The sequence below is a fragment of the Allokutzneria sp. NRRL B-24872 genome, from assembly GCF_002155965.1.
In the GTDB taxonomy this organism is placed as follows: Bacteria; Actinomycetota; Actinomycetes; order Mycobacteriales; family Pseudonocardiaceae; genus Allokutzneria.
This window is the reverse complement of the sequence record NZ_MUMH01000414.1, coordinates 1-688: the sequence shown is the minus strand read 5'-3', so window position 1 is coordinate 688 and position 688 is coordinate 1. Positions and strand designations below refer to the sequence as shown.

At 75.7% G+C, this 688-nt stretch carries 1 protein-coding gene; it reads left to right on the top strand.

The genetic code is table 11. From position 1 onward, the window contains the following. Positions 1-688: DUF5937 family protein (locus CCN37_RS38395; RefSeq protein ID WP_143262083.1), on the top strand; the 688-nt coding region annotated here is incomplete at both ends.

Genomic DNA, 688 nt, shown 5'->3' with positions numbered 1-688 from the left:
CCCTGGAGATCTCCTGCGCCAGCCACTACACGCACGGCGCCCCCTCGCCGCTCGTCGACGAACGGATGCGGCGCCGCGCCCTCGACCTGGCCGCCGCGCGCGGCCCGCGCCAGGCCGCCTTCGCCGAACGGATGCTCGCGGACCCGCCCGGCACGCGCGCGTGGGTCCGGCGGCTCCTGGAGGACTGCGACGAGGCCTTCTTCGCCGACACCTGGCAGCGCGTCCGGATCCAGCTCGCCGCCGACGCCCGCCACAAGACCGAGCTGCTGCGCCGCAAGGGACTCGCGGAGGCCGTCGCCGACGCCTCCGCCGCGATGGTCCTGGAGGAGGACGCGGCCGGCACCCGGATCGTCGTGGACAAGATGATCCACGGCCGCACCAGCGCCGAGGGCTCGGGCGTGACGTTCCTGCCGACCGCCTTCGGCTGGCCGCACCTCTTCGCCCTGCACGCGCCCGGCTGGCAGCCGGTGGTCCAGTACCCCGTGCCCGCCCGCGACCTCGGCGGCGGCGCCCCCGTGGAGGCCGTCAGGCTGCGCCTGGAGGCGGTGGCCCACCCGATGCGGATGCGGCTGTGCCGCAGCCTCGCCCGGGGCGCGTACACGAGGAGCGAGCTGGCCGACGCGTACAACATCACCGCGCCCGAGGTCTCCCGCCACCTCGCGGTCATGAAGAAGGCCGGGCTGACCAC